This window comes from Pseudomonas sp. CYM-20-01, from assembly GCF_023169845.1.
GTDB classification, from domain to species: Bacteria; Pseudomonadota; Gammaproteobacteria; order Pseudomonadales; family Pseudomonadaceae; genus Aquipseudomonas; species Aquipseudomonas azotoformans.
Map to the genome: position 1 here is coordinate 4,503,702 of NZ_AP025169.1, position 23,346 is coordinate 4,527,047.

The window sequence follows — 23,346 nt, forward strand, 5'->3', positions numbered from 1 at the left end:
TTAGGCTCCCTCGGGTAGGAATATCAAATCCCCATCGACTTCCATGATCTCTCCTCCCAAAAACGCCCCAGCACTACCGACCCCCTCACCTCCCACATACCCTCCCGCTGAGCCTCCGATAATTCCGCAGGCGAGTTCACCTTTTCCCTTCATGCGAATGCCTAGGAACATTGTGCATGCCTTGCGAGCAGCTCCTGCACCGATTCTTCCCAAAAAGGCAGCTCCTGAGACTCCACCTGCCAACCTCCCCGTCTCCACATACTTCGCCCGTCTACACTGCACCTCCCGCCCCTCCACACACGCCTCCTTGATCTCCAACCCCGCCACTCCCACATCCAGCGCCAACCCCACATAAGTCCCTTTACCCAACCACTTCGACATCTGCGCAATCTCCCGCATCCGCTTCGCATACCCGGCGATCTCACCTTTATGCAGATAGCTCCTGGTCGACAGGCCCAACACCTTTTTCAACGACTCATTACCCTGCAACCCCGTCCCCAACCGCGCCGCGCCTTGCAGTTGCACCTCCAACCGCCGGAACAACCCCTGGCGCTGTTGAATAAACGCCGTCCTGTCCAACGCACCGTCCTTCAACCGCTGATGCAACCGCTCGATCTCCTCCAGCGTCTGCGCCACTTCATCCAGGTGCCGCGCCCAGGCCGACGTCGCGCTGCCGATGCCAATCGAGCCCTTCGCCATGAAACTCTGCAGCAAGTCATAGTTGTCGATCACCGTCGTGCCGGCCGCAGCACTTCCCTCCAGATGGCGGCGTACCTCCTCGGCATGCCGCATCAACCAGGCCTCCTCGACCGAGCAATTCACGCTGTGGCTGTCGGGAATAATCACCAGTTGCCCCGGCGCCACCAGGCCGGGGCGCAGGTGCCGGTTCAACACATCAAAATGAGCGGAGCGCTGGCGGCTGGGGGCACCGCCCATCAGTCGGTTTTTCAAGCTCTGATAGTCCGTTACGCGGTTGTTGATAAAACTTTGCGCCATGCCTCACATCCTGTGAGCAGTGAAGATGGCGTCGAAATATAAGCAAGCACCTGCGCCCCGGACACACGTCCAGGGGGGGCGATTTACATTTGGGAAGCTGCCTACGCAGCATAGAAATACAGCCTACGGAAACAACCCTAATACCCAGTCATTTCCAGGTAACCCACCCCACCCTCGAACTGCACCGGGCCTTCCCAGTACGGGATACTCAGGTTCATCCAGGCATTCGGGTTGAACGCTTGCGTGGTGATATCCAGCTGCTTGCCGGGGATTTTCAGCGACCAGCGAGTGGGGATCTTGCGCCCTTCAATAGTCGTCGTATCCAGAGGCGTCAGTTGGATATCTGCGTTGTGCAGGGTTTGTGTATGGCCCTCGCGATCAATCCAGGTGCCGGTCAGGTAGGACGTGCCATCGGTTTGCCGTACACGGAACAGCATCAATTGCTCGCCCCGGTGCAGGTGCAGGGAAAACCAGTCCCAGCCGGTCTGGCTGGCGGTCAGCGGTTGGCTGCTCCATTCGCGGTCGAGCCAGGCCGGGCCGCTGACTTGATACACCCTGCCGTCAATGCTGACGCTGCCACGGGCACTGAAAAATGGCTGGCTGTAGTAGTACGAAGCCTGGCCCTGGTCGGATTTTCGGCTGTAGCCGTGGTCGCCCTGCAGCACCAATGGACGGCTGGACGTCAGGTGCAGGTCGTAGGCGAATTGCGCACCGCTGGCCTTGAGTTGCATGTCCGCCAGAGGGCTCTCTGCACCAGGGCGGGTGGCGAAATTCCAGTCGTCGATCCAGGCATTGAACGGCACTGCCTGAGCTCCGGCCTGGCCGACGCCGCCGCGTGCGTAACGTTCGGCAGCGTAATGGCGGGTGGCGGACGTAACGGCGGCGTGGCCGAGCCACACGGTGGAGTCGTGCCAGCCCGCTTGCACCGGCCCGGCCTTGAGCGCGTTGCGAAACAGCGTCCACTGCACGCCCAAGACATTGCCTTGCGCGTCCTTGAGGTTGGCGGTGACGTACCACCATTCGATACGAAAGCCCGCATGGGGGCCGTGGTCCTCGGGGAAGCTGAACACCTTGCCCGGCACCACCTGGGCAAAGTCCGCCGCGTCGCTGCCCAGACCGGCAAAGCTCTCCTGCGGCGCGGGTACTTTGTCGCAAGCGGCCAGCAGCAAACACGCCAACAACAGGGGCTTAATCTTCATTGGCAAACGTCCTCAACAAATCCGCAGGACGGCTGCGGTACAACTGCCACAACGGCCAGGCCGACGCCAGCAAGGTCGCCAGCATCGCCAGCCCGAGCAATTGCGCCAGCTGCCACGGGAACACCTGCAGCGGCAGGCGCCAGCCAAACGCCTGCACGTTGATCACTGCATCCAGGCACCAGGCCAACAGCAGGCCGAGCGGTACCGCCAGGACCAATGTGAGCACCGCCAGCAGCCAGGTCTGGCCGAGGTTGAGCAGCATCAATTGCCGACGCGTGACGCCCAATGCCCACAGCGGTGCAAGCTGGCCCAGGCGGCTCTGGCTCTGGGTCAACAGGCTGATGAACAATGCCACGCCGGCCACACCCAAGGTCAGGCTGTTCAGCGCGGCAGTGGCGGCGAAGGTGCGCTCGAACACCTGGCTCGACCAGCCCTTGAGTTGCTGCTGATCGACGATACGGCTGTCGTCCAGGGCGAAGGCACGTTGCACCTCACGTACCAGCGGCGCCACGTCCGGCGGCGAGACCCGTAGGTTGAAACGCGCCGGTGACAGCGTCGGCCAGTGCGCCAGCAGATGTTGTGAATTGACCAGCACATGCCCCTTGGGGTTGCCGTAGTCGGCGTAAACCCCCACCACCTTCGGCGACCACACACCTTGAGGCGTGGGGATGTTCACGGCATCGCCCAGCTTCACCCCGAGCCGGCGCGCCAGTTGCTCGCTGAGCATCAAGGTGTCGCCCTTCTGCAACTGGTCCCAGGGTTCGCTCGTGGCCTCCAGCAGCGGCCAATGCTGGCGGTAGGTGGGATCATCGACCACGCCAAACAGGTCCGCCGGCCAGCCCTGCACTTGCACGGCGACCTGCCAGGTGGGCAGCACGGTCTGCACCAACGGCTGTTGCGCCAGCCAGGTGCCGAGTTGTTCGGCCTGGGCAGGGGTTTGTGGGTTGAGATACAGCTCGGCGGTCAGACGTTGCTCCAGCCAGTTGTTGAAGGTATGCCGAAAACCCGAGGTCATGGAGCCCGCGCCGATGTTTGCGGCCAGCGCCAAGAGCAACGCCATCAGGGCCAGGCTCAAGGCCGGCAACTGCTGGCGGCAGTCGGCGAGAAACCACTGGCCGAGCACCGAACGGCTACGCCCCAACACGGCCTTGAGCAGGCCGTTGAGCAGCACCGGCAAACCGAGCGCCGCACCCAGCAGCAAGGCGGCCATCAGCACAAACCCGGCAGCCAGGCTATTGCCCAGCCACAGCGCCAGCAAGGCGATCAGCAAGGCGGCGCCAGCCACCCACGCTTGACGGCGCAACCAACGCCCGTGGGCTTCATGCCAAGCCTGGGCATTGGCCAGCGCCAGCAAGGGCAGGCGCGCTGCCCGCCACAGGCTACTGGCACCGGCGAGCAGCGCACCGATCAGGCTCAAGCCCAGCCCTGCGCCCCACCACCAGGGGCTGAGGCTCAACTGCCCCGGGACTTCGGCGCCATACAAACCACGCAGGCTGGCGGCCACATCGGGCAATAACAGACTGGCCAGCAAGTAGCCACTGGCGACGCCCAGCACACCTCCCAGCAACGAGAGCACGCCCAGCTCCACACTCAGGCTCACAATCAGCATGCGCACGCTGACCCCACAAGCGCGCAACGTACGCAGCAACCCGCGCCGTTGCTCCAGGGCCAGGCCGATGGCGGCATGCACAATGAACAGCCCCACCACGAAGGACAGGAAACCCAGCGCGTCGAGGTTCAGGTGAAAGCTCTCGGTAAGGCGTGCGAGGTTGTTGTCCTCGCCTTGCTTGAGCTGCAACCCGGCGGGCGGCGTGGGCTGGCTGGCGGCGAATGCCTTGTCCACCAGCAGGCGCGACAGGCGCTCGGGCATCTCCAGCACAGGCTGGGCAAACCCGATGTCGGTGAGCAACAGGCCGGGCGCCATGTCTGGTTGGGCTTGCAATGGCGGCAGTGTGCGGCCGCCCACGGTGGTCGGTTGCTGGCCTTCGCGCAGTCCCAAGGCCTGCAAGGTCTGCGGCGCGATCCAGGTACGCCCCGGCGGATCAAAGAAGGCGAGCATCTGCGCCTGGCTCAAGCGCTGCCCCGCCACGGCGCCGCTGCCGGGCAACGACAACGGGTCGATGCCCATCAACTGCAGGCGTACCTCTTCCAGGCCCTTGAGCTGCACTCGCCCCTGCACCACCGGCGAGACCGGCCACCCGGCGCGGCGCAATTGGGCGAAGATCGCCTGGGGGAAACTCGCCCCGTCCGGCGCACCGAGGCTGGCCTGGGGTTCACCGCCGATCAATTGGCTGGCACGGGCATAGCTGTCACGCGCCTGGCTGTTGAGGGCTTGCACGCCGATCAACAGTGCGGTGGCCAGCCAAAGGCCGGTGAGCACGCTGAAAAACTGCACAGGATGCCGTCGCCAGTGGCTGAGCAATGCGCGCAAGGTCCACTGAAATACCGCCATCTCAGGCGGCGCCTGCGGCTAGAACGCGCCCACGCTGCAACACCACCTGGCGGTCCAGCCGTGCAGCGATGCGCGGGCTGTGGGTGACCATCAACAAGCTGGTGGGACTGTCCCGCAAAAGGTCCAGCAACAGTTGCAGCACTTCGTCGCTGGTCGCCTCGTCCAAGTTGCCGGTGGGCTCGTCGGCCAACAACAGGCCCGGCCGCGACGCCAATGCGCGCCCCACCGCCACCCGTTGCTGCTGGCCGCCAGAGAGCTGTTCCGGGTAGCGCTTGAGCAAATCCCCCAGGCCCAGGCGCTCGATCAACTGCGCCTGCCACTGCGGGTCAAAGCGCCCCGCCAGCCGCGCCTGGAACGCCAGGTTGTCCTCGACCCGCAAACTGCCGATCAGGTTGAACTGCTGGAACACCAGGCCGATTTCGGTACGTCGCCAATGGGCCAGTTGCGCTTCGCTCAGTTGATCAAGGCGCTGCTCGCCCACCTGAATGCTGCCGCCATCCACACGGTCGAGCCCGGCCACCAAGTGCAGCAAGGTGCTCTTGCCGCTGCCCGACTCGCCCATCAGCGCCAGGCTGCTGCGCTGGCCCAGGTGCAGATCGACACCGGCCAGCACCGCCAACGGCCCCTGGGGGGTGGCATAGCTTTTGATCACACCTTGCACCTGCAACATGACAACACTCGTTTGATGGGCGGCCATCGAGAATAACGGCTGCCGACCAAGGCCACGCAAATTTTTCACATCGATTTCACCAGCTGCCCACCCGTGCCTCATTAAATTACCCACCAAGCCTCACTTGCCGGCAACTTGTTAGTTGTCCTTTTTCACAACTTTTTACATGCAAGGTGTTCAGCGAAAAGACAGCCGTCGTGTGACAGCCTCTGGTCCCACTAAGGACATTCGCTAAAACGTTGCGCCTAATTAATACAAGACTGCCAACAATGCCCATGGTGAATGAAGTGGTTGACCTTACCCTGACCAAACCGCGCTCGCCCCGGGACTTTTTCAAGCGTTTGCAACGACTCTGGCTGGGACTTGCGGTGGTTGGCCTGCTGCTGGTGTGCAGCCTGTTCTGGCCGGCGTCGCCACGGGACCTGGGCATCGGCAACCGCCTGCTGACCTCGCAAGTGATGCCGCTGTGGCGCGACGGCGACCTGATCGTACTGGTGCGCCATGAGGAGCGTTGCGATCGCTCCGCCAACCCGTGCCTGGGCCCGATGGAAGGCCTCACGGTACACGGCAGCCAACAGGCCGAAAAGCTCGGCAACGCCTTTAAATCCATGGGGATGGACACCAGCGATGTGCTCGCCAGTCCCGCTATCCGCACGGCGCAGACCCTGCGTTTCATGTTCGACAAAAACGAGCTGACCTCGGGCCAACAGGCCATCTGCGGCACGGCCATGGGCGAGGAATTGCTCAGTCAAAAGACCCCCGGACGCAATCTGGTGTTCGTTACCCACAGCGGTTGCATCGCCGACTTCGAAAAAACCCAGGGCTTCCCCCATGCCGCGTTCCCCGAATACGGCAGCGCGTTGTTCGTGCAGGCATTGCCCAACGGCAAGTTGAAGATCCTGGGCATCGTCAACAATCCGGATTGGCCTGCCGCGCTAAAACAGACCCACTAACTTACTCCCCGCCCTGTTCAGCAAAAAGACAGCCCTGTTCTGGCATGTTTAGTTGCGCCTTTTAACTAAGGACGTCATGAATATTTTCTGCAATTGTGTGAACGCTGTGATTTTTTCCACTATTACTTCATCACTTGAAACCCACATCTCAGAGCGTCAGGGAGCGACGTTTGCATGACCCGACTAAAACCCCTGCCGGTATTACTGCTGGCCTTCGTTGCGTTTTACCTGCTGCCCCTGGGCCTGCATGGTTTGTGGATCCCGGACGAAACCCGCTACGCCCAGATCAGCCAGGAGATGCTTCAAACCGGCAACTGGGTGGCGCCGCATTTCATGGGCATCCGCTATTTCGAAAAACCCGCCGGCGGCTACTGGTTGATTGCCCTGGGCCAGGCGGTGTTCGGCCAAAACCTGTTCGGCGTGCGCATCGCCTCGGCGCTGACCACCGGCTTGAGTGTGCTGCTGGCCTACTTGATCGCCCGTCGCCTGTGGAATGACCCGCGCAAAAGCTTCGCCTGTGCCCTGCTCTACCTGAGCTTCGGCCTGGTGGCCGGGCAGGCGGGGTATTCCAACCTCGACCCGCAATTCACCTTCTGGGTCAACCTGAGCCTGGTGGCGCTGTGGTTTGCCCTCGATAGTGCCACGCTGCGCGGCCGCCTCTGGGCCTGGGTCGTCGTGGGCCTGGCCTGCGCCATGGGGTTCATGACCAAGGGCTTTTTGGCCTTGGCGCTGCCGGTGCTGATTGCCGTGCCGTACATGCTCTGGCAGCGTCGCCTGGGTGAGTTGCTGCGCTATGGCCCGTTGGCGATGGTGGTCGCAGTACTGGTGTGCCTGCCATGGGCGCTGGCCATCCATCTTCAGGAACCGGACTTCTGGCGCTTCTTTTTCTGGAATGAACACATTCGCCGCTTCAGCGCCGACAACGCGCAGCATGTGCGGCCGTGGTGGTTCTTCCTGCCGATCATCGCCGTGTCCAGCCTGCCGTGGGCCGGTCTGCTGCCAACGACTCTGCGCAAGACCTGGCAGGAAAAACGCCAGCCGGCGATCACCTTCCTGGCGTTGTGGCTGCTTCTGCCCCTGGGCCTGTTCAGCTTGAGCCGAGGCAAGCTGCCGACCTACATCATGCCGTGCCTGCTGCCCCTGGCACTGCTGATGGGCCATACGATGATCGACCTGGTCAAGCAGGGCAAAGCCCGCACGATCTGCCTCAATGGCCTGTTCAACTTCGTGATCGGCATGGCGGCCATGATCGGCCTGATCTACCTGCAAATCGCCCGGCCGCTGTACAGCAACAGCCACGCCGAGATGTTCAGCTTGTCCCTGGCCTTCATCGTGCTGCTGGTGTGGATTCTCACCAACCTGCTGCAAGTGATTCGCCCACTGACGCTGTGGGCAATGCCTGCACTGGGCATCGGCCTGCTGGTGATCCTGTTGCCGGCGAGCATGCCGTCGTGGATTGCCGACAACGAAATGCCCGACCAGTTTGTGCTTGAACACCTGGAAGAACTGCAACAGACCCAGGCACTGCTGAGCAATGAACTGGGGAGTGCCAGCGCCCTGGCCTGGCGCCTGAAACGACCAGAAGTATCGCTGTATGACACCGAGGGCGAACTGCGCTACGGCTTGCAATACGCGGGCTCGGTGCATCGCAAAGTGGAACTGGACGGGGTCCAGGCCTGGCTCAAGGAGGCGCGCCAGCACGGCTCGGTGGGCGTGCTGCTGCGGGTCAACAGCACCAGTGAAATGCGCGAAGCCGGGCAACTGCCGCCAGGCGGCAAACGCTACTACAAGGGTTATCTCGAATTGATCATCTACCCGAGCCTGCCCTGATGACACCCTTCTGGAAGACCGAACGCGGCGCCCTGCTGCTGTTGCTGGGCGTCACCGCGCTGTTGCTGCTCACCGGCCTCGGCGCACGCGACCTGTGGGGCCCGGAGACCCGCTGGGCGAACATCGCCTTGCAGATGCTACAGAGCGGGGACTACTTCGACCCCTACCTCAAGGGCACCCCCTATTACGACAAGCCTCTGCCCTCCTACTGGCTGATCACCGCCACGGCCCACCTGATGGGCGGCCTCGGGCCGTGGTCACTGCGCTTGCCCTCGGTGATCGGTGCGTGGCTGAGTGTGTGGCTGGTCTACCTGCTCGGTGAGCAACTGATGCGCAAGGGCACCGGGCTGATCGCCGGCTGGATGCTCGCCACCACCTTTTACTTTCTGTTCTGGGCGCGGGTGGCCACGGCGGATGTGCTGACGGTGTGCGGCGTGCTGGCGGCCGTCTGGTGGTACTGGCGCGGGCCGGACGACACCCGGCTGGGTCGCTACACCGTGTTCTTCCTGTTGCTGGCCGTGACCTCGCTGTTCAAGGGCTTGATCGGTTTTGTGCTGCCGGGCCTGGTCCTGCTGCCGCACCTGCTCGGCGAGCAGCGCTACAAGCGCCATCTCAACCTGCGCTTGCTACTTGCGCTGCTAATCGCCGCCGCGGTATATGCCGTGCCGTTCGTGCTCTCGCATATCTACGGTGCGCCCACCTATGGGCAAAGCGGCCTGGCGCTGGTGTTCCGCGAAAACGTGGTGCGTTTCTTCGACCCGTTCGATCACATGGGACCGATCTACACCTACCTGATCTACCTGCCCGCCTACACCCTGCCGTGGCTGCCGTGCTGGCTGCTCGGCCTGTGGCTGGCGCTGCGGCACTGGCGCCAGACCCCGCCCAACGTGCGATGGCTGGTGTGGGGCCTGGGCCTGTTGTTTGTGTTCTTCACCGCCAGTGGCAGCCGGCGCAGCTACTACGTGTTGCCGCTGGTGCCCTTCGCCCAGTTGCTCGGCGCCTGGTGGCTCAGCGAACGCCTGCAGGCCAGGCCCGCCAGCCGGCCGCGCTGGTACAAAGGGTTCGCCTGCGCCGCCGTGTTGATGCTGCTGGTCATTGGCGTGGCCTACCCATGGAGCAACGGCAATGGCGGCGTCACCCGCTTGGCCGAGGATGTGCGCAGCGAAGCGGTCAAACGCGCGCCGTGGGAGCAATGGCAACTGGTGCTGGTGGAAGTGGACAACAAGGTGCCGATGTACCTGCAAAACGGTGGCAAGCCGTTCTACTACGTGGCCGAGACCCAGGACTTCCCGCGCCAGGGCGACAGCGCAGCGTTCATGGCCTGGTTGCAGAAAACCAGCGGCAAGGCCTTCGACCCGCAGCGCACGATCATCGTCGCGCAGTATTCCAAGGACGACCTGACGCCGTTGGCGTACCTGGGCGCGGATCACCAGGTCATCACCACCCAGCCGGACAATGGCGAGCGTTTGTTTCAAAAACGTGAGGGTGGCAGCGTGGCGTTCGTTCCCTGGTCCAAATAGACGGCGGTCTTATCCCTTCAGGCTGGCGGCATGGATAAATGCCTCATCCAGGCTTTGGGCGTCGTACGCGTCCATGAAGCCTTGCGCGTCAGTGAACCGGTTGAATCGCCTTTGGCTCAGCATATAAAAATCATCGCAATGCGCGACGATCTCATCGACGTTATGTGATGAAACCAAGACCGCGACACCCTCTGCCGCAGCCCCCTCCAGACAGCGCCAAATGTGATAACGAAACTCCGGATCCACACCCGCAGTGGGCTCATCCAGTATCACCAGGTCCGCGTTGGCACAAAGCAACGACAACGTAAAAAACCAGCGTTTCTCTCCATAGCTGCAGAGCGCAGATTTTTTGTTCCAGATCTCGCAGTACCGCTCGGCGATGCCGGGGCTCCATTTTTCGATTTTATCGAGTGCATGTTGTTGGGTGACCTGGGTGTCGGAGCAAAACAGCATGGCCATTTTGAAGATGTCGAACATGCGAAATACAGGGGGTGTGCTGATGACCTGCGACAGGTACAGCAGCTTGGAGAAGGAGCTGCTTATTTCACCACCCTCCACTTTCTTCAGGCCGCACAGTACGTCAAAAAACGTCGTTTTACCGGAGCCGTTTGGGCCGAGAAGGCCTGATATGGAGCCGGCCATGGCTGTCAGAGAAGCCTTGCTGAACACTACATGGCCTGGGTAACTGACCCCGAGTGAGCTGACGATAAGTTTCTTCATTAGTATCGGCTCCAGACTGGGTTTATGAGCAATAACCGAAAGGTCACGCCAAAGGAAATAGAAAAGGCCACCATGACAACCAGCATGACTTCTATCGATCCCACGACCCCCTCTAGCATTATTTGATTAGCCCATCTCATTGGATTTAACAGCTTGATGACTTCGAGGGCAGTATGAGATGTACTGGCACTGACAATTCCAAGCGCCAACATCAAACACAACAAGACAGAAAAAACAGTACTGGCATTTTGAAAACTTAATGGAGCCAATGTAAGCAACAGCGAAAATATAGAGAACAAGAGAAAGCAGATATAAAATCTCGACGCAACATCCCACACCTCCGACACTTCCACTCCCGCCCCAAAATAAAGTTTCGTCAGACCGTAGAAAACCATGCAGTAAACTATCGACAAGATGGAACAAGCAAAAAACTGCCCAAACAGAAAGACCAGCTTAGTCGGTTTAGCGTAGACAAATGAACGCAAGAAGCCACTTTCTCTGCGCCCGACGATATAAAACGCCAGGCCGAAAAACGCTACGCTACAGGCAATAAAGGCATAGAACCAAGATGTAACGGCTAGATAATTGATCGTCCGATCGTCATCGGGCGTCCTCGCATAGGTGATCAAATAGAACGTCACCGCGGGAGAAACTACCATCCAGAACAGTGCAACCGGTTCCTTCAACTGTTCCTTGATAAACAATGCTGCCAGTAAAAAGGGTTTGGACAATAGATAACCGCTCATGACTTACCTCGCAGGAAGCGTGACCGACTCTCCATCAAAACTTAGCGTATCTGGAAGAACATTCAAGATAGCCTACTTTTAACAGGCTCATGAACATGAGAAATTTCACTCATAAAAATCAGACATTCAATAATTGCATACGACGATTTTTTTCGACCCCTCCCACAGCACATCAAAACCCTCAACAAGATTAGTAACTTACTGAACACACTACAAAAACAATCAGATGCCTTATTACTTAACATGTACCGAACTGTTGTAATTTTTTTTCAGAAAAAAACGACAAGCGGCATTGATCTGCGATGCGCCCCCTTTGGTCTCGTAGCAGTAGGCATCACTCACTGCGCCATACGCCCGCAATCAAGTATCCGGATTGATCCTGCTTTTGCGCTCCGCATCGGCCTCGCCCGTGTCCATCCGCAAACCCGCCACCTGCGCCTGCACCGCCCGCCCCTCCGCCCGGTTGCGGATGAAACCGGCCCGGGTGAACCGTTCCAGAAACGGCACCGGCAAGGCTTTGTCGGCAGTTACCGCAGGTTGTTCAGCCACATCGCCAAACAAGGTGTACGCCGCACTCGGCAAGTGCCGGGTGTTGAGGTCGCTGGTCAGTCGGCCCGCTTGCAGGACGATAGCGCGGTTGGTCACCCGTTGCAGGTCAGACAAGCGTTGGGAAATATAGAGGATCGCCACGCCCCGGGCGCGCTGGCTGTCGATCAGGCCGAGCAGGCGTTCGGCGTCGGTTTCCGACAGGGCGGCGGTGGGTTCGTCGAGGATCAGCAACCTGGGTTGCAGGGCAAAGGCCCGGGCCAGTACCAGCAGTTGGCGCTCGGCCTGGCCAAGGCGTTCCACCGGGTGTTGCAGCGGCAGGTCCAGGCCCAGCCCGGCGGCGATGGCTTCGGCGCGTTGCAGCAGGCTTTTGCGGTTGAGCAGAAAATCCGCATCGGGTTGACCCAGTTCATCCAGCAACAGGTTCTCGGCCACACTCAGGCCAGGGGCGATGGCGTCGTCGGGGTCTTGGTGCACCGCCACGATGCCAACCCGCCGCGCCGACAACGGCGAGGCAAAGCGTTGGCGCTGCCCATCGACCCACACCTCACCGGCATCCGCCGCCAGGCTGCCGCTGAGGATCTTCACCAGCGTCGACTTGCCCGCCCCCGTGGCACCGAGCAACGCCACGCCCTCGCCCGAGTAAATATCCAGGCTGACCTGATCCAGCGCCCGTTGGGCACCAAAGGTCTTGCACAGGCCCAGCAGGCGGATCAGGGGCTCGGGGGCAACCGGGTTGCTCATGGCTAATCTCTAAGGCGGAACGATGACTCATTACAACGTGCGAACACGCTGATTTATTCCGAACAACAATAAGTTAGGCCCCGGATTAAATGCATTACCTCAAGAACAATCCAATAGCTGAATCGCATAGCCAAATTTTTTTGAGTTATAAGGCAGTTATTAGCAGCTTGAGGAATGCGTTCAGCAAAGCAACCCTGTGGACCACAGGGACGGCAACGGCATCGTTGAGCGGGAGGGTTAGTGGCATTTGGTCATGCTTTGTAAAGGGCCAGCAAGGCGTGTCGCTTTTAATTGCAGGACGTTTCCTAGACAATCTCCGCCGCCTTGTGCCTGCCGGAATCGGTGGCTAGTCTGCGGTCCGTCACTGGTTTTCAGTGATCGGGTTTAGTCGCCCGGAATGACACAAGGCGCATGGTCACATGAAGTTTTATGGTGGCTGTGCGCAGGGCACCTTCGGGTGCGCCGGATTTCCTTGTGGCCGGTCGACTAACCTGCGTACAGCCGCCACCCATCGTTTAGTCGCGCCAGGTGTTGGCTCCTATTCACACAAGGAACTACACCATGAACAAAGCCCTACCCGACCCACCAAAAGACCTCACCAAAGACCGCGCCTCCTTCAACCGCGCCATTGACCATTACCTGCCTTCACAGGGTTTCCACGCCCTCCACGAAGACCTGAGCTTCGAAGACGCCCTGCTCTACACCGCCAGTTTGCTCGACAGCGCATCCGCCACCGCGCTGGATTGTGGCGAGACACTGAGCAACCCCGAACGGGCGAGAATCCTGGCGGTCTGGCATTTGCTGGAGATCGCCAAGGCGACAGTAGATCGCTCCATCGAGTGCCTGAAACCTGCGCCTGCGACTGCCTGAACACGGTCCTACAAAGCAGCTTACCTCTGTGCGTGAACTGACTTGGTGAGTCATCCCGACAAGAGTGCTTTGGTTGCTTTCGACTGGGCAGGCATTCTGTGGCGAGCGGGCTTGCCCCGCGTTGGAGTGCGTAGCGCTCCCAGCTTTTTTGGGGCTGCTACGCAACCCAACGCGGGACAAGCCCGCTCGCCACAGTTGCAGTGTTCGCCCTTGATGGAATGGTATCAGCCAGATACTTGAAAGGGCTGGCCATAAGGGCGGAACCCTAAGCAGCGGTTACCTAAATAACGGATATGCCCCCGTCAAATCCGCCGCCGCCGCCCCAACTGCGGAATAGCCGCCTGAGGCACCTCCACCCGCTGAACCTGCGTCAACACACACCCCGCCAATTGCGCCACCGTCGGATGACTGAACAACGCCCGCGCATCCACCTCCACCCCCGCCTTGCGCATCCGCGCCACCAGGTTCACCGCCAACAACGAATGCCCCCCCAGCTCAAAGAAATGATCGTGCCGCCCCACCCGCTCCAACTTCAGCACCTCAGCCCAGATCCCCGCCATCAACACCTCCACCGCCCCGACCGGCGCCGCATAGGCGCGGCTCACCACCGCCCCCACCCCCGGCTCCGGCAAGGCCTTGCGGTCGAGTTTGCCCGCTGGGTTGAGCGGTAATTCGTCGAGCTGCACAAACGCCGCCGGCACCATGTATTCCGGTAATTGCTCCAGCATATGGGCGCGCAACGCATCCGGGCTCGGCGCCTCGCCACGCACGGTGAAATACGCCACCAGGCGTTCATCGCGAATCAACACCGCCACCTCGCGCAACGCCGGATGCACCAGCAGCCGTGACTCGATCTCCCCCAGTTCCAGGCGCACACCGCGCAGTTTGACCTGGAAGTCGTTACGCCCGAGGAACTCCAGATTGCCGTCAGGCAGGTAACGCACCAGGTCGCCAGTGCGATACAGCCGATCACCGGCCACGAACGGGCTGTCGATAAAGCGCTCGGCGGTCATCTGCTCCAGCCCCAGGTAACCCCGGGCCACGCCGACGCCACCGATATGCAACTGACCGCTCACGCCCATCGGCACCGGCGCATCGTGTTCATCCAGCACATACAGGCGTGTGTTGTTGATCGCCCGCCCAATCGGCAACTGCAATGCCGGCACCGGCGCGCCGGGTTCCAGGGTCCAGGCGCTGCTGTCCACTGTGGCTTCAGTGGGACCGTAGACGTTATGCAGGCGCACCTTGGGCAAGCGCGCCTGCACGCCACGGGCCAGGGCTTCGGTGAGTTCGCCGCCGCCGCACAACACATCGGTGAGGCTGCTGCACAGCGCGGACTCTTCCAGCTCAAGGAACTGCTGCAACATCGCCGGCACGAACTTGATCACCGTGATCTGCTGCTCACGTATCACCTGCGCCAGGTAGGCCGGTTCGCGATGGCCGTCGGGCCGTGCCAGCACCAGGCGCATGCCGTTGGTGAGCGGCCAGAACAGCTCCCACACCGAACCGTCGAAGCTGAACGGTGCCCGCTGCAACAGCGCGCCGCCCTCGGCATTGGGGCACAGCTGCGAGCCCCAGTGCATCAGGTTGCCGAGGCCACGGTGTTCGATCATCACGCCCTTGGGTGTGCCGGTGGAGCCCGAGGTGTACATCACATAGGCCAGGTTGGCCACGCTCAGCCCCGGCACCAACGGGTTGCCGACAGGTGCCTGGCTCCAGGCGCAGTGGTCGAAGTCGATCACCGGGATCGACACGTCACCCGGCACGTCACGGGTGGCGGCATGTACCAGCAGCGCCACCGGCTGGCTGTCGTGGAGCATGTAGGCCAGGCGCTCACGCGGGTAGCCCGGATCCAGCGGCACATAGGCACCGCCGGCCTTGAGGATGGCCAACAGGCCCACCACCAGCTCCAGCCCGCGTTCGACGCACAGCGCGACGCGGGCGTCCGGTTGCACACCGCGCTCACGCAGGTGGAAGGCCAGTTGGTTGGCGCGTTCGTTGAGTTCGCGGTAGGTCAGTTGCAACTCGCCGGCCTGCACGGCGATGGCATGGGGGATATGCCGTGCGTGGGCTTCGAACAGCGCCTGCACCGTGAAAGTGTCGGGGTAGTCGGTGTCGGTAGCGTTGAAGTCCACCAGCAGGGTTTTCAGCTCGCCGGCGGGCAGTACCTGGACGTCGCGCAACGGTGTCTGTGGCGCCTGGTCCAGCGTGTCCGCCAAGTTGATCAGTGTGTTTTCAAGGTAGTCGAGCAGCCGACCGGCGCCAATTTGCTGCGGCGCCTTGGCCTTGATCCGGAAACCCTTGGCCGTGTCGTCCACGGTCAGCATCAGCGGGTAGCTGAGGATGTCCTCACTGCTGAGCAAGGCAATGCCCGGCACCAGGGTCAGGTCACGCTCGGCGTCGGTGTGCCGGTAGTTGAGCAGGCTGTTGAACAACGGCGACGCGCCGCTGCAACGCTGGGCCAGCGCAAGGGAGGCTTGTTCATGGACGAGCAAGGCGCTGAGCCGGGCGTGGGTGCAAGTGAGCGCATCCGCCACCGTTCGCCCGGCCAGGCGCACCCGCAGCGGCAAGGTGTTGATGAACATGCCCAGGGCACGGTCGGCGCCCTCGCCCGCCTGCAAACGGCCGAGCAGCACGGTGCCGAAGACCACGTCATCACGGCCGGCGACACGGCTGAGCACCTGCGCCCAGGCCAGGTGGAACAGGCTGGCGGTGCTCACGCCCACGCCACGCGCCAGGGCACGCAAACGCTGATTGAGGCTGTCACTCAAGCCACGTTCGACTTGTTCGGTGTGCGCCCGATCCGCCTGGCGCTCCTGTAGACCGAAGGCCAGGGTCGGCTCGTCGACATCCCCCAACTGCTCGCGAAAGAACGCCTCGTGCGCCGCTTGACGTGCCGGCGAACGGGCTTGCACCACCACATTGCGATACGGCACCGGCACCGGCAACTGCGCCTGCTGGCCGAGCAAGTGGGCGCGGATTTCCTGCATCAGGATCGTGGTGGAGGTGGCGTCATTGACCAGGTGATGGAACCGCAGCCGCGCCACCCAACGCGAGTGCTGCGGCTCTTCGGCATAGTCCAGGGCCATCAGCGGCGCCTGGCGCAAATCCAGCGGCGCAGGGTCTTCGCGCAGCGGCTCAACGCGTAATTGCGCCTGACGCCACACCACCTGCATCGGTTGCTCCAGGGCCTCCCACACCAGGCTGGTGCGCAGGATGTCGTGGCGGTTGATCACCTGTTGCAGGGCCTGGGCAAATGCGTCCAACTGCTCGCGCTGCGCAAAGCTGAACAGCGCCTGTTGCTGATAAGGATCGCGTTCATCGGTGATGTGGTGGTAGAGCAAGCCTTCCTGCAACGGCGCCAGCGGGTAGATGTCCTGCACATTGGCCGCGCCGCCGGGGATGCGCGCGACGATAGGCGCCAGGCTGGCGGGGTCGAGTTCGGCCAGCTCCGGCGCGTCCACGTCACTGAGTTCACTCGCCGCCGCCAGGGCCGCCAGGGTCGGCTGGCCGAACAGCACCTGGACATCGGCGCGCAGCCCGACCTGGCGCATGCGTTGCACCAATTGCAAGGCCAGCAATGAATGCCCGCCCAGTTCGAAGAAGTGGTCGTGGCGCCCGACCTGCTGCACCTGCAATAGCTCGGCCCAGATCTGCGCGAGTACGCTTTCCGCGCCGGCGTGCGGTGCTTCGTACAGGCGGGTGACGAATGCGTCTTGGGTGGGTGTGGGCAGCACCTTGCGATCCAGCTTGCCGTTGGCGGTCAGAGGCAACACGTCCAGCTGTACGTAGGCGGCCGGCAGCATGTAGTCGGGCAGCGACGCTTGCAGGTGGGCGCGCAGGGCTTCGATCGGCACCGCTTCACGCGGGACGAACCAGGCCAGCAACTGCCCTTCGCGGGCTTGCACCACGGCGTCCTGAATATGCGGATGCGTGGCCAGGGCCGTTTCGATTTCGCCCAACTCAATGCGCACGCCACGGATTTTCACCTGGTCGTCGTTGCGCCCCAGGTATTCAAGGTTGCCGTCCGGCAGCCAGCGCACCAGGTCGCCGGTGCGGTACATGCGCCCCTGGGTGAAGGGATCGTCGAGGAAACGCTCGGCACTGAGGTCGGGACGCTTGAGATACCCGCGCGCGATGCCGTTGCCGCCCACGTACAACTCCCCTGCCACGCCGATGGGCAGCGGCTGTTGCTGCGCGTCCAGCACGTACACCGTGGCATTGCCGATGGGTGCGCCGATATGCAATGGCCGGCCGACAGCCATGGGGCCAGAGGTGGCGACCACCGTGGCTTCGGTAGGGCCATAGTTGTTGATCACAGCGAAGGACTGCGCCTGGGTGAACGCGCGCAAGCGGTCGCCGCCGATCAGCAGGGTGCGCAGTGTCGGGTGGTGCAGGCCCTGGCTGAAGGCGTACTCGGCCACGGGCGTCGGCAGGAAGCACACGTCCAGCGGCTGCGCCTGCCACCAACCGAGCAGCGCGTCGATGTCTTCGGCGCCGTCATGGGCCGGCGGCAGGTGCAGCGTGGCGCCCACGCACAACGCCGGCCAGACCTCCCAGGCCATCGCGTCAAAACCAAAACCGGCAACGCTGGCGGTGTGGCTGCCGGCATGCAGGTCGAAGGCCCGGCAGTGCCAGTCCACCAGGTTCGAGACGCTGTGGTGCTCGACCATTACACCCTTGGGCAAACCGGTGGAGCCCGAGGTGTAGATCACATAGGCGAGGTGGGAGGGGCTGACCGCTACGCGGGGGTTGGTGCCCAGGTGGAAGGTCGGGCGGTCAAGCTGAATCACCGGCACCGTCAAGGGCGGCAACCGATGCAGCAAATCGTGCTGGGTCAGCACCACTACCGGGTCGCTGTCGTGCAGCAAGTAATTCAGGCGCTCGGCGGGATGGGCCGGGTCCACCGGCACGTAGCAGGCGCCAGACTTGAGGACCGCCAGCAACCCCACCAACGTGTCCAGCCCACGCCGCGCCAGGATCACCACCCGGTCGTCCGGCCGCACGCCGCGCTCCAGCAGTTGATGGGCCAGCGCGTTGGCCTGCTGGTTGAGTTGGGCGTAGCTCAGGTGCCGCCCCTGATACACCGCCGCCACGGCGTCCGGCGCGCGCGCAGCCTGGGCTTCGATGCGCGCGTGTAGGGTCTGCGGCGGCGTGACGGGCTGGGTGGTGGCGTTCCATTGTTGCAACCGCGCCTGTTCGGCGGGTGTCACCAGGGAGAAATCGCGGATCGTCAGCGCGGTGTCTGCCAGCCCCTGCTCCAGCAGCCAGGTAAAACGTTGCGCCAGGGCCGCCACTTCATCGTGCTGGAAGTACGCCTCGTTGTAGACGCAATGCAAGCACGCGGTGTCCTGGTAGCGATTGCTGCGCAGGTGGATGGCCAGCGGCAGCGGCTCGTGGTGGTTGGACACCTTGACTGCACGGGCCACTGTTGTGCCGTAGCGCAGTTCATGGTCGTCCTGCTCGAAGGACACCGACAGGTCGAACAGCTGGCCGCGGTCGCTTCGACGCAGGCCCAGCTCGCGGTTCATCTCGCTCAGGGGAAAACGCTGGTGACGGAAGTCCTGCTTGAGCTGGTCGCGTACCCCACGCACCAACGCGCTGAACGGCAACTGCTCATCAAACTGCAAGCGCACGGCGCTGACCTGGGTGAACAGCCCGACGGTGGAACGAAACCGCGCATTGGAACGATTGAGAATCGGCAACCCCACGACCCACTCCTGGCGTTGGGCGGTGCGGGTGAAATACACATACAGCGCCGCCAGCAGCACATGAAACGCCGACGCCTGGTAACGGTTGGCCACCTGTTCCATGCGGTTGAGCAGTGCCACCGGAAACGCCTGCGCCAGGGTATTGCTCGTGGCCTTGGCCGTGTGTCGCGGGGTCAACAGCGGCTCGGGAATCAGCCGGTACTTGCCCAGCCAATAGGCGCGGTCGCGGGCATAACGGGCTGACGCGTGGTAGTGCTGGTCTGCGTCGATAAAGTCGATGTAGGACGGCGCCGGCGACTCCGCTTGCCGGCCTTGCACCAGGGCGGTGTACAGCTGCGCGAGGGATTGCAGCATCTGGCCGAAGCCCCAGCCGTCGAGGATCAGGTGGTGGGCCTGGGTGCCGAGGCGATAGTGGTTGTCGTCGAGCTTGACCAGGAAAAAGCGGAACAGCGGCGCGCCCTGCATCGCATAAGGCCGGGCCATTTGCGCCTGCATCAGGGCGTGGCTCGCGGCCTGCGGATCAGCACAAGCTGACACGTCATGCCGCGCCAGTTCCACAGCCAACGTCGCAGCGAAAGTCTGGCGAGGCAAGCCGTCGGCGTCGCTGTGCAGTTGGGTGCGCAACGCGTCGTGCCTGGCGACCAGAAGTTCGACAGCGCGCTGCATCAGGCCGGGGTCGATGGCGCCGGCAAAGTCCACATAACCACCGATGTTGTACAGCGGCGAGTCGCCTTCGCGCAGTTGGTCGAGCCAGATGTCCTGCTGGGCGGCGGTGAGGGGGAAGCTGGGTGAATGCTTCATAAGATCCTTCTCATGGAGGTCAGGCACTGGCCGCGCAGGGGTGCCCATTTCGACGAATGGGCCGGATTGGAGCATGGGGGCCAGGGGCTGTCTGTCACCCTAAACCCGGACATTCAAATGGATAGACCAGGCTTGGCTGATGGTTCACTGCTGAAACGATTAAAGAGTTGTAGGACATTGGCTATATTTGGCCGATGCCGGTTTGAATTGAACATTTCAAAAAATATATTTTTATCTTATTTATCATAGAGTTAATTAACCCTAAAAAATCCGCTTGGTGACTCGTAGTCGGAATTACCTCTCAGAAACGTCGAATTAATGACGCGGTTTCTATGGCAGGTTGTGTCCCTCGTTTCCGCTACATACGTAGGACAAATCCACTGGCTAAATACACTTTCGAATACCGACTCTGGTGTGTGAGCAACGGATCGCCCCCGCAGAGGCCCAGAGCGTCTGTACACGGTTTTCGATATCAAGGATGAGAAGGCTATGAGTTTGACCAGCAGTATTGCCAACACCCAAAGCCCGCATTTCTACGCTGAAATGGGCGAGTTGATTGCCAGCAGTGGCCACCCGGGCTTTGCCGCCCACATGCTGCACCTGGTGGACAAGTGGGTGCCGATCCACCTGGTGGATCTGAGCGAATGGACCCTCGACGAGCTGCGCGATCGCGTGCTCGATATCACGCTGCTGGGCAGCGCCGGCCAGACGCAGGACCTGCCGCCCCTGGCGCTGAATTCCATGGACGACCACCCGCTGCTGCGTGAGATGCTGGGTATGCAGGACCCGCTGCTCATACAGTTGAAGGCCAAGGCCAACAGCGCTCACCCGCGCGGCACCTCGCACCAGTGCAACCTGGTGTCGCGCCAGGGCAATCGGCGCTGTGTGATTTCGTTTTATCGCCCGCCGACCCAGCGCGGGTTTTCCCTGGCCGAGTTGTCGTTTCTCAAGTGCCTGTCGGACACGCTGCTGCCGCTGATCGAGTGCCACGCCCAGAGCCTGCGCCAGGCACCGCACACCGAGGTCGAACCGGCCCACACGTTGCTGGAGCAGTCGCAATTGCAACGTGAGTTCTACAAGCGCCTGTCCCTGGGCGACATCACGTTGTCGGCGCGCGAGCAGGAGGTGTGCCTCGGCTTGCTGACCGGCGGCACCGTGCCGCAGATCGCGGAGAAACTCAGCGTGAAGAACAGCTCCATCGAGACCTACCTCAAGCGCGCCGCCGCCAAGTTGGGCGTGAGTGGCCGGCACGGTCTGGCCAAGTGGATGGTGGGCGCCTGATGCATAAATTGAGCTCCTTCGCGATGGCCTGGATGCTCGGCGGCTGCTCGCTGATCCCGGACTACCAACGGCCTGCGGCGCCCGTGCCTGCGCAGTATCCCCAGGCTGGCGTGTATGCGCTGGCGCAGGCCGGCACGTCGGACTGGCAGCAGCTGTTCCACGACCCGGCGCTGCAAGGGTTGATTGGCGATGCGCTGGTCAATAACCGCGACTTGCGCGTGGCCGCGCTGAACGTCGAGGCGTTCCAGGCGCAGTACCGTATCCAGCGTGCCGACCTGTTCCCGGCCGTGTCGGCGACCGGCGCCGGGCAGCGCCGGCGTGTGCCGGGCGACGTGACCGGCACGGGCAAGGCCGCCATCACCTCCAGCTATTCCGCGACCCTGGGCATCAGCGCCTACGAGCTGGACCTGTTCGGCCGCATCCGCAGCCTCAGCGAACAGGCCATGCTCACCTACCTGGGCACCGAAGAGGCGCGGCGCACTGCACAGCTGAGCCTGGTCGCCAACGTCGCCAATGCCTACCTGACCTGGCGCGCCGACCAGGAACTGCTGGCCCTGGCCCGGCAAACCCTGGTGGCCAACGAACACAGCCTGCGCCTCACCGGCCGCAGTAAAACCGCCGGCAAAGCCTCGGCGCTGGACGTGGTGCAAGCCACCACCAGCGTCGAAAGCACCCGCGCCAGCGTGGCCCGCTATGAGCGCCAGGTCGCCCAGGACCTCAACAACCTCGCCCTGCTGGTAGGCGGTCCGGTGGACGAACAGCTGCCGTCGCGTCCACTTGCCGCCGACCTGGTGGCGCGCGTACCGGCCGGCCTGCCCTCGGACTTGCTGCAACGCCGCCCGGATATCCTCCAGGCCGAATACCAGTTGCGCGCCGCCAACGCCAATATCGGTGCGGCCCGCGCAGCGTTTTTCCCGTCGGTGAGCCTGACCGCCAACGCCGGCAGCGCCAGCACCGAACTGTCGGGGCTGTTCAAGGGCGGCTCGGGCAGTTGGACGTTCCAGCCGCAGATCAACCTGCCGATCTTCAACGCCGGCAGCCTGCGCGCCAGCCTTGACTACGCCAAACTGCAAAAAGACATCAGCGTGGCGCAGTACGAAAAATCCATCCAGACCGCCTTCCAGGAAGTTGCCGATGGCCTGGCGGCGCGGCAAACCTATACCGACCAGTTGCAGGCGCAGCGGGATTTCGTCGCGGCCAACCAGCAGTATTACAACCTGGCCGAACATCGCTACCGTAGTGGCGTCGACAGCAACCTCACCTTCCTGGATGCGCAGCGTGCGTTGTTCAGTTCGCAACAAGCGTTGATCGTCGACCGCCTGGCGCAACTGGTGGCGGAGGTGAAGTTGTACACGGCGCTGGGCGGCGCGTGGAACGTCAGTGCAAGCCCGACTGCCGCAGCCGATACTCCCCCGGCGTCACCTGGGCATACCGAAGGAAAAACCGGCTGAAATACGCCGGGTCCTTGAAGCCCAACTGGTAGCAGATTTCGTTGGCGGAACTGCCGGTGAACAGCAACAAGCGCTTGGCTTCCTGCATCACACGTTCCAGGATCAGGCGCTTGGACGGCAGGTCGGCCAGGCGCCGGCACACCTCATTGAGGCGCGCCTCGGTCACGCCAATCCCCTCGGCATAGCGCGACAGCGGCCAGTGCTCCAGATAGTGGGCCTCGATCAATTCGTTGAAGCGATGGAAGATGCGCAGGTCTTCGTGCCGGGTCGGGCGCGCCGGCAGTGAGTGGGCGCACAGGCGCAGCAGGCGAATCATGATCAGGCGCGTGAGGCTGTCCAATGCGGCGGCGCGCCCTGCCCGCGCGGCGTTGATCTCATCGTTGAGTTCTTCGAACAGTTGATCCAGGCCGTGGTCACCCGCCGTCAGCGCCACGCAGGCCGCGCCGGAAGCCAGGCTGGGGTCGGCGTCGATCAGTCCCCACACCAACTGCTGGCGCACCGTCAGCACATGCCCATCGGCATCCGCCTCGGTGACAAAGGCGTGGGGCACCGTGGGCGGCGTGAGGAAGAACATCGGCCCGGACTCCACGAACTGGCGGTCATCCAGGTACACCCGCACCGCGCCGCTTTTCACGTAATGCACTTGGAAAAACCGGTCATGCCGATGCACGGGCATGTTGCGCCCGAAAAATCCCGCCAGGTTGCCGAGCTTGTCGTAATGCACCTCGGCATCGCTGTAACGCTGGTCGTAGACCTGCCCGATGTTGATGTTGGGGATCGGCTTCACGGTGCCCTCTTCTTGTTGTTATGACGCCAGAGGATTTTGCCACGCTTGACGGTAGTTAACATATTAATT

Annotated in this window: 15 protein-coding genes; 6 read left to right on the forward strand and 9 right to left on the reverse strand. The window is 62.4% G+C overall.

Annotated features, from left to right (window positions below; all coding sequences use genetic code 11):
* The 4 genes from M2497_RS20230 to M2497_RS20245 form a co-directional block, all read right to left on the reverse strand.
* Positions 1 to 996, reverse strand: coding sequence for a hypothetical protein (locus M2497_RS20230; protein WP_248482625.1), 996 nt, complete (start codon positions 994 to 996; stop codon positions 1 to 3).
* A gap of 137 nt (positions 997 to 1,133) precedes the next feature.
* On the reverse strand, positions 1,134 to 2,195 hold the full coding sequence (locus tag M2497_RS20235) for a lipocalin-like domain-containing protein (protein ID WP_248482627.1): 1,062 nt from the start codon (positions 2,193 to 2,195) through the stop codon (positions 1,134 to 1,136).
* Positions 2,185 to 4,647 (reverse strand): FtsX-like permease family protein, encoded by a 2,463-nt coding sequence (locus tag M2497_RS20240; protein ID WP_248482630.1) that lies wholly within the window; start codon positions 4,645 to 4,647, stop codon positions 2,185 to 2,187. Before M2497_RS20240 ends, M2497_RS20235 begins: the two co-directional genes overlap by 11 nt.
* A 1-nt stretch (position 4,648) precedes the next feature.
* A complete protein-coding gene (locus M2497_RS20245; RefSeq protein ID WP_248482632.1) occupies positions 4,649 to 5,317 on the reverse strand; it encodes an ABC transporter ATP-binding protein in 669 nt (222 codons plus the stop codon).
* Between the two features lie 275 nt (positions 5,318 to 5,592).
* On the opposite strand from M2497_RS20245, the gene M2497_RS20250 reads away from it, so the two are divergent.
* The 3 genes from M2497_RS20250 to M2497_RS20260 all read left to right on the forward strand — a co-directional run bounded on the left by M2497_RS20250 (position 5,593) and on the right by M2497_RS20260 (position 9,620).
* A complete protein-coding gene (locus tag M2497_RS20250; RefSeq protein WP_248488231.1) occupies positions 5,593 to 6,270 on the forward strand; it encodes a histidine phosphatase family protein in 678 nt (225 codons plus the stop codon).
* Between the two features lie 174 nt (positions 6,271 to 6,444).
* Entirely contained in the window at positions 6,445 to 8,100 is a 1,656-nt protein-coding gene (arnT, locus tag M2497_RS20255) for a lipid IV(A) 4-amino-4-deoxy-L-arabinosyltransferase (protein ID WP_248482634.1), read from the forward strand.
* Entirely contained in the window at positions 8,100 to 9,620 is a 1,521-nt protein-coding gene (locus tag M2497_RS20260; protein ID WP_248482636.1) for a glycosyltransferase family 39 protein, read from the forward strand. The genes arnT and M2497_RS20260 overlap by 1 nt, the downstream gene beginning before the upstream one ends.
* A gap of 9 nt (positions 9,621 to 9,629) precedes the next feature.
* Here M2497_RS20260 and M2497_RS20265 read toward each other — a convergent pair whose 3' ends face one another.
* The 3 genes from M2497_RS20265 to M2497_RS20275 all read right to left on the reverse strand — a co-directional run bounded on the left by M2497_RS20265 (position 9,630) and on the right by M2497_RS20275 (position 12,376).
* Positions 9,630 to 10,340 (reverse strand): AAA family ATPase, encoded by a 711-nt coding sequence (locus M2497_RS20265; protein WP_248482638.1) that lies wholly within the window; start codon positions 10,338 to 10,340, stop codon positions 9,630 to 9,632.
* Entirely contained in the window at positions 10,340 to 11,086 is a 747-nt protein-coding gene (locus M2497_RS20270; protein ID WP_248482640.1) for an ABC transporter permease, read from the reverse strand. Before M2497_RS20270 ends, M2497_RS20265 begins: the two co-directional genes overlap by 1 nt.
* A 360-nt stretch (positions 11,087 to 11,446) precedes the next feature.
* Positions 11,447 to 12,376, reverse strand: a complete 930-nt coding sequence (locus M2497_RS20275; RefSeq protein WP_248482642.1) for an ATP-binding cassette domain-containing protein — start codon at positions 12,374 to 12,376, stop codon at positions 11,447 to 11,449.
* A gap of 561 nt (positions 12,377 to 12,937) precedes the next feature.
* Here M2497_RS20275 and M2497_RS20280 point away from each other — a divergent pair.
* A complete protein-coding gene (locus M2497_RS20280) occupies positions 12,938 to 13,246 on the forward strand; it encodes a hypothetical protein (protein ID WP_248482644.1) in 309 nt (102 codons plus the stop codon).
* 302 nt (positions 13,247 to 13,548) lie between these two features.
* Here the strand turns inward: M2497_RS20280 and M2497_RS20285 are convergent, their stop codons facing one another.
* Positions 13,549 to 19,758 (reverse strand): non-ribosomal peptide synthetase, encoded by a 6,210-nt coding sequence (locus M2497_RS20285; RefSeq protein WP_248482646.1) that lies wholly within the window; start codon positions 19,756 to 19,758, stop codon positions 13,549 to 13,551.
* 489 nt (positions 19,759 to 20,247) lie between these two features.
* On the opposite strand from M2497_RS20285, the gene M2497_RS20290 reads away from it, so the two are divergent.
* Together M2497_RS20290 and M2497_RS20295 are read left to right on the forward strand one after the other, a co-directional pair.
* Positions 20,248 to 21,039: a helix-turn-helix transcriptional regulator gene (locus M2497_RS20290; RefSeq protein ID WP_248482648.1), complete on the forward strand. Its 792-nt coding sequence runs from the start codon at positions 20,248 to 20,250 to the stop codon at positions 21,037 to 21,039.
* Positions 21,039 to 22,490 (forward strand): efflux transporter outer membrane subunit, encoded by a 1,452-nt coding sequence (locus tag M2497_RS20295; protein WP_248482650.1) that lies wholly within the window; start codon positions 21,039 to 21,041, stop codon positions 22,488 to 22,490. The genes M2497_RS20290 and M2497_RS20295 overlap by 1 nt, the downstream gene beginning before the upstream one ends.
* On the opposite strand, the gene hpaA is transcribed toward M2497_RS20295, so the two are convergent.
* Positions 22,417 to 23,277, reverse strand: a complete 861-nt coding sequence (gene hpaA, locus M2497_RS20300) for a 4-hydroxyphenylacetate catabolism regulatory protein HpaA (protein ID WP_248482652.1) — start codon at positions 23,275 to 23,277, stop codon at positions 22,417 to 22,419. The genes M2497_RS20295 and hpaA overlap by 74 nt on opposite strands.
* Positions 23,278 to 23,346: the final 69 nt, after the last annotated feature.

Bases quoted from the DNA above. Each gene is read 5' to 3' on its own strand.
- M2497_RS20235 (WP_248482627.1), bottom strand. From the start codon at position 2,195: ATGAAGATTAAGCCCCTGTTGTTGGCGTGTTTGCTGCTGGCCGCTTGC.
- M2497_RS20240 (WP_248482630.1), bottom strand. From the start codon at position 4,647: ATGGCGGTATTTCAGTGGACCTTGCGCGCATTGCTCAGCCACTGGCGA.
- M2497_RS20230 (WP_248482625.1), bottom strand. From the start codon at position 996: ATGGCGCAAAGTTTTATCAACAACCGCGTAACGGACTATCAGAGCTTG.
- M2497_RS20285 (WP_248482646.1), bottom strand. From the start codon at position 19,758: ATGAAGCATTCACCCAGCTTCCCCCTCACCGCCGCCCAGCAGGACATC.
- M2497_RS20275 (WP_248482642.1), bottom strand. From the start codon at position 12,376: ATGAGCAACCCGGTTGCCCCCGAGCCCCTGATCCGCCTGCTGGGCCTG.
- M2497_RS20280 (WP_248482644.1), top strand. From the start codon at position 12,938: ATGAACAAAGCCCTACCCGACCCACCAAAAGACCTCACCAAAGACCGC.
- M2497_RS20260 (WP_248482636.1), top strand. From the start codon at position 8,100: ATGACACCCTTCTGGAAGACCGAACGCGGCGCCCTGCTGCTGTTGCTG.
- arnT (WP_248482634.1), top strand. From the start codon at position 6,445: ATGACCCGACTAAAACCCCTGCCGGTATTACTGCTGGCCTTCGTTGCG.
- M2497_RS20265 (WP_248482638.1), bottom strand. From the start codon at position 10,340: ATGAAGAAACTTATCGTCAGCTCACTCGGGGTCAGTTACCCAGGCCAT.
- M2497_RS20295 (WP_248482650.1), top strand. From the start codon at position 21,039: ATGCATAAATTGAGCTCCTTCGCGATGGCCTGGATGCTCGGCGGCTGC.
- M2497_RS20270 (WP_248482640.1), bottom strand. From the start codon at position 11,086: ATGAGCGGTTATCTATTGTCCAAACCCTTTTTACTGGCAGCATTGTTT.
- M2497_RS20250 (WP_248488231.1), top strand. From the start codon at position 5,593: ATGGTGAATGAAGTGGTTGACCTTACCCTGACCAAACCGCGCTCGCCC.
- M2497_RS20290 (WP_248482648.1), top strand. From the start codon at position 20,248: ATGAGTTTGACCAGCAGTATTGCCAACACCCAAAGCCCGCATTTCTAC.
- M2497_RS20245 (WP_248482632.1), bottom strand. From the start codon at position 5,317: ATGTTGCAGGTGCAAGGTGTGATCAAAAGCTATGCCACCCCCCAGGGG.